Annotated in this window: 2 protein-coding genes; both read left to right on the forward strand. The window is 40.6% G+C overall.

Going from position 1 to position 6,153, the window contains the following annotated elements; genetic code table 11:
* Positions 1–3,379 (forward strand): T9SS type A sorting domain-containing protein (locus LHW48_09840; protein MCB5260749.1); only part of this gene is annotated, 3,379 nt, incomplete at its 5' end.
* A gap of 53 nt (positions 3,380–3,432) precedes the next feature.
* Entirely contained in the window at positions 3,433–5,817 is a 2,385-nt protein-coding gene (locus LHW48_09845; GenBank protein MCB5260750.1) for a T9SS type A sorting domain-containing protein, read from the forward strand.
* Positions 5,818–6,153 lie beyond the last annotated feature (336 nt).

Raw genomic sequence — 6,153 nt, forward strand, 5'->3', positions numbered from 1 at the left:
TTCTACCAATGAGTATTTTATTGTCGAATACCGTAAAAAAAGCGGTACTTATGAGAATCAATTGCCAGGTTCAGGGTTGCTCATCTACCGCATTAACAGCAGTGTAGGCAATGGCAATGCCAGCGAACCACCAGATGAAGTGTACATCTATCGCCCCAATGGTACTCTGACTCTGACGGGAGATATAGAATCTGCTCATTATAGTTCCCAAACTGGACGCACCGTGATAAATGCAACGACCAATCCCTCGCCCTTTCTCTCTAACAATAATGCGGGAGGATTAAATATTGACCAGATCGGATCAGCAGGTACTACCATAAGTTTTCGCCTGGGTATAATACCATTTCAATCTTCTATAAACGGTACAGTTTCATTGCACCCTACTAATCTGAGTGATTTAGTTCTTACCACAATAAAACTGCGCAATGCCAATACTCATGCTATAATCGACCAAAAGAATCCTAATCCTAACGGCAGCTACTCATTCAATGCTTGTCCTGGAAGCTACTATCTTGAATATGAACTATTCCAACCGAGTCTAAATAAATACTATTATCCTGTGACTTCAGAACCAATATCTATTCTACAAGAAACAGAAGTTATCGAGATACCTTCAGTAACTCTGACCCAGTATAATATCAACTCACCCAAGGTTTCTGTAAATCATTCATACCCATATTTTAAGACTATTGAACAAGCTCTAGACAGAATATTCGGTGCAGTTAATAATGGTTATAATGGCAATTCTGTCACTCTATACTTGTTTCCGGATGAGTATCAGCTTTCTTCATTCAGCTTCAACTACACAAACACTGCTAATGATGCCTTGAACTTGAATATCATTGGGCTGGGATCTGAAGGTGCGTCAATCGAACCATGGGATAATTTCCTATCAGTAACGGCTCACCGAGTTAATACTACCTTCAGTAAGATTAAGTTTGTGAGGGAGTTGAATACTAATGGCAATTACTTCCTGATCTTCAGCCCCAGCACAAGCGCAGAGTATTCATTTAACAACTGCCACTTTGGTAAAGCGGCATACAATAGTCGATACGCTTGTGTATCTTTTGATGGATTATCAGGCTTATCCTTCTATAACTGTGATTTCCGATACCTCAGTAACTTGGATACCAACAACTCCTATATCACCACCGGCAACGGTTCTTTGAAGTTCTTGAACTGCTCAGATATCAATATGAACTCCTCGAACTTTACTAGTAATGAGGCTTTTGGAGGTGGGGCTATGTATCTGGAAGAATGCGAGGATGTGTATATTTCCAGTTGTCAGTTCGAAGCGAATGCTGCTGTTTCCCAGACAGAAACGGGTGGCTCTATTACATGGGGTTACCCAGGTGGAGCAATATTCGTTCAGGACTCATCAGAAATTCACATTCTGAACAATCAATTCTTCCACAATATCACAACTGGAAGTGGAGGTTCAGTTTACCTGCAATTCACGTCACAGTTCAATATATCTGACAACCTGTTCAGAGATAACGTGGTGTATCATGTTGGACTCTCAGGCACACAATCGGACGCTCTGGGCTTTGACAATTGCACATTCACAAGCAATGATATTGTCTCACACAACGTCATCCATAGTGGTTTTGAGCCATATCAGGGTCATCCGGCTGACTTCATCGCCATAGGTAGCTCTTGTACAGGGACACTCAATCTGGCAAATGGATTGTTCATAAAAGGCAGCTATGATTCCAATGAGTATAAAATAGTAGTCATGTCATTCTCACCTGTGAATATGAACTTCACCAATAGCATTTTCCAAACCCGGGATATCGATGCGAGCTTCGACATTTATCCCCCACAATCTGGGACTGTCAGTGTATCACATTCATTGTTTGAAAACGGTTATACAGGACTAACCAGTACAAGTAATATAACCTGCGATGTGAGTGACATGCAGCTTGATGCAAATTACGTCCCCATTTGGAGTCAAACAACTATGTCTCCCTGTATTAATAGTGGAGACCCCAATTCCCTCAAAGATCCCGATGGCACACCTGCTGACATTGGCGCAATTCCGGCAGCAACTCATGCCTTCTGGGATTACACATTTAGAAAATCCAGTGCCGATACACAGCCGAATTTACGTAGCGATATTTGGCATTGGGTTAGTTATCCAGTCATAAACTCCCTAACTCAGGATAGAAGAGTCGCACGATCCTTCTTCAGTGAACTATTAGGAACTCATGATAATGATGGGATTCAATATCCAAATGTACTTCAGAAGATTTGGTGGAAAGAGGATAATTCAGATTACTTCATAGAATGGCTCGATCAAGACTGGTTTAATGCAGATACTCATCATATTTATAGTCCTCAAGGATATAAGATTAAGTTACTTCCTCTTGGAGATCCAATACCAGTTAACTATCCTTCTGTTGTCTTGCACCATAGTGGCTTTCCAACATCTCCCACATCCCCCTTCACTATTCATGGCAGTGACGTTGCAAACGATCAAATCTATGAAAACTGGATCGGATACTTTGATACAGAATGTCAATGGCCTCAGGATGCATTTGCTTCAATCTGGAACGATATAATCTTTATTAAAGCCAAAGACTGGTGTTTGTATCGGTCCAATCGCAACAACAACTTCTCAGCTATTGAAGGTACGATGTTACCTATGAAATGTGGCGATATGGTGGTTATAGCTACGTATAATGACCACAATGAGTTCCGGTGGGAGACTTCCAACCCCGTTGTCCCGATCGAGAAAGAAAAAGCTACATATTTTACCTACGAGGAGAAACCTGATTATACTCCAGTAGAGATAGCTTTATTAGGCATTGACAAAACGGATTTGAAAGAGATAGCCCTGAAACTGAACGGAATATGTAAGGGAGCGGTAGTAGTTAAAAACGATGTAGAACAGTTGTGTGCCTATCTGGATATTAATGAAAAACTAACCGAAGGTACTGTCGAACTGATATTCTACTACGAATCAAAAAGCCAACCTCAGGAGCTGAAATCTATCAATGTCGATAGAACACAGTTATCAAGTAATTCCATTGGTGGTGTCTCGGCTTATCCGGTTTATCACATCGCTGTTACGCCTAATGATCTGACAGATAACTCCGTTCCGGTTCTATCTTTGGAGCAAAACTACCCCAATCCGTTTAACCCTACTACCATCATCAAGTATTCACTTGATGAGCCAGGTGCGGTTTCTCTTGAAATCTACAATATTAAAGGACAGCTTGTAAAGAAGCTGATACAAGGCAATGCTGACAAAGGTACTCACAGTGTAGCATGGGATGGAATTGATCATACCGGACACCCATGCTCCAGTGGAGTATATTTTAGTAAGTTACGAACCAATAGCAAGACTTTGGTTCGTAAAATGTTAATGCTGAAATAGATTGAAGTACAGGGAAGGGAGCATGCTCCCTTCCCTGTACTTGAACATCAATCATGAAAACAAAATTTATAACGCTTTTATTGACCCTTATAGGGCTGGTATCTATCGTGGAAGCCCTCACCCGCACAGTCAATTTAGACGGTACTGGGCAATATACTTCCATACAGTCTGCAATTAATGCATCTTCTTCAGGCGATACCGTTCTCGTCTATCCTGGTAGGTATTTAGAGAACATTGTGATCCAGACAAACAACCTTACTATAACAAGCCAAGAGTATTTTACTAATAATCCTGCTTACATTGATTCCACCGTTATTGATGGAAGACAGTTATCCTTTTGTATTCGGATTTATTCAAATACTCAAGGAATAATAGTCAGAGGTTTTTCAATAACGAATGGGAAAAGCACAGGTGGTGGGGGGGGGGTTAGCTTATCGACAAATTCATCTTCCAGCATAGTAAACTGCTACATATATAGCAATAAGGCAAGATTGGGAGGTGGAGTGTTAGCACTTCAATGTTCTACATCTTTATCTGGTGTAAACATATACGACAATTATGCCTATAACTCTGGTGGAGGGATTTATATCAATGGTTACAATGGAACTGTTAATGTTACTTTTGATCCTGATAACCGTTGTTCGATCTACAACAATACTGCTGGATATGGTCAGGATATTGTTGCACAGGATATCAGTAGCGATCTAAGCATACCTTTGGATATGTTTTCTGTAAACAACATTACATCCTATTATGCTTTATCACGCTCGTCTGGATTTGAATACCAGCTTTTAATTAATCATCTGAGTATACATCATCAGGAAATCAACAGTGACCTATTTGTCTCGCCAGTCGGAGACGATACTAATGATGGGCTAAGTCCAGCCACAGCACTTAAGACAATCAAGACAGCCATTTACAGGATTGCATCGGACAGTTTGAATCCCAAAGCAGTTCATATATTACCGGGTACATATTCCCTTACTTCCAACCAGCAAATATTCCCCATTTCGCTGAAGCAGAATGTCAATGTAGTGGGGGGTGGGATAGACGAGACACACATAATTGGAGAGCAGGACCCGGTTTTTCCTAGTATTCAGTATTATCCTCTGATTGTTTTTACGATCTACTATCAGAATAATGTTAGTTTAGAGGGTATGTCTATCGCTTCAGAGAATTCTACAAATAGTTGTGCCCTATATGGACGTAGAGAAGATGGTGCGAGATTGATAAATCTTAGAATGCACAATTTATCACCCAATGATTATGCTGTTATTCTTTTTTCAATTTTTACTAATAGTTTGTGGAACAATGTTATTATAGAGGATATCATTACAAATAGCAAGGGATTGGTGATTAACAATGGTAGCTTCACCGGGACAATCAGGAATTGCATATTCAGGAATGTTGTCTCAACTATGGTAGATCCTGAAATTTCAGCTTATCCCTTAATCATGCTGACATTAGGTCAGGAATTCAAGTTGGAAAACACGATATTTTCCAATTTAACTATGCAGGATGATGATTCGCAGGCTATTCAATTTGGTGGCATGTACAACCCACCTATCCAACCACAATACACCATTCAGAATTGTTTGTTTTCGAATATCAACTGCATGGAGCGGGGCGTTATTTTATATGGAGAAGACTATCCTTTAATAAACATCGCCAACTGCACCTTTGCAGGGCAGAACGGGAATGGCGAAGCTCTGATGGTCAACGGGATAGTCAATATCTCGAACTGTATATTCTATAACAACAGATCCAAGGAGATCGCTATCAACCCCATGGATGGGTCGGGTATAGCAACAACTCTAACTCTTAACAATAACCTGATCCGGAATGGGTTCAATGACATCTGGCAGGCACCAGGGAATATCATCAATTACAATGATAATAATATTTCAGGCAATCCCCTCTTTTTGAGTGGAGACGATATCAATAACCCATTTTACTATAGTTTGTCTGAGTATTCTCCCTGTATCAACACTGGAACAGCGGATACCACCGGATTGAACCTTTTACCTTATGATCTCGCAGGTAACCAGCGCGTCTGGGATGGCTGTATCGACATGGGCTGTTTTGAGTTTGGAGCTCCACCTGTAGCTAATGATGATCCGACAACTCCGGCTTTGCAGAATGGGCTTTTATCTGCTTATCCCAATCCCTTTACAGCTTTCACTAATCTTAAGGTTGTTTTACCCTCAAATCAGGATAACTCTCAACTAAGAGTAACAACCGCAAGCATCGATATCTATAATATAAAGGGGCAGAAATTGCAGAACATCTCGCTTGATCCAAATAAGGCAGGTGAGCAATTCACCTCTTGGGATGGCAGAGATGCCAGTGGTAGGCAGTGTTCAAGTGGTATATACTTTCTCAACTTGTCGGTTAATGGTAAACGATGCTTAAGTAAGAAAGTTACACTTTTCAGATGACCATCATGATGTAATTACCAATCATATAGATACAATAGTCGTCGTCCTGCACTTCCAATGAAAGGGTGGGAACGGGGTATGCGCACCCGATACGCCTACAGGGTTCATCTCTGAGTCGTATTCTATCTGATCGTCTTTGACCCATGGTGCTAGGCTTTGAGGTAGTGTCTCAAAGGTTGGCGTAAATTGAGGTAGTGCAATTGAGCAAACTGAAGAAAAAGGTTGAGCCAAATCAAACTCACTGTTTTGATGGTTAAACTAAAAAACAAGGAGAAGATCATGACTCAACCAAAGAGAAAGAAAATTGAAGGTGAAGAATTCGTCAAGTTATTTCAA

Source organism: Candidatus Cloacimonadota bacterium (assembly GCA_020532355.1).
GTDB lineage: Bacteria > Cloacimonadota > Cloacimonadia > Cloacimonadales > Cloacimonadaceae > UBA5456.

What these genes read in the sequence shown, in the direction of transcription:
- LHW48_09845 (MCB5260750.1), top strand. Translation starts at nt 3,433, where the DNA reads ATGAAAACAAAATTTATAACGCTTTTATTGACCCTTATAGGGCTGGTA.